Source organism: Bacillus sp. mrc49, assembly GCF_002803435.1.
This window is the reverse complement of record NZ_PHNG01000098.1, coordinates 1-304: the sequence shown is the minus strand read 5'-3', so window position 1 is coordinate 304 and position 304 is coordinate 1. Positions and strand designations below refer to the sequence as shown.

Below are 304 nucleotides of genomic sequence, written 5' to 3'. Positions count from 1 at the left end.
GTTTTTGCCGGTTTTTTTCTCGATTTGCTCGAGAGCGCCGTAAATGATGCGTTCAGCAACAGACTTCTTGCCGTCGATCATTACAACGTTCATGAATTTGGTCAGATCCTGGCTACCGAACTTCGGATCCGGCAGGATATCGCGCTTGGGCACTTCTCTGCGTCTTGGCATTTCAATTCCTTCAATCTATTCAGTTGAGCTTTACGCTCGCGACTGCTCAACAAAGCAGCCACTTACTCGACGGATAACTCCGCCGCACATGCCCTAAATTACTTAGGACGCTTGGCACCGTACTTGGAGCGAG

Annotated in this window: 1 pseudogene; it reads right to left on the bottom strand. The window is 49.7% G+C overall.

Annotated elements, in window-relative coordinates:
- Positions 1-171 (bottom strand): annotated as a pseudogene (locus CVN76_RS00660) (30S ribosomal protein S7); the annotation flags it as partial.
- Between the last annotated feature and the right edge of the window lie 133 nt (positions 172-304).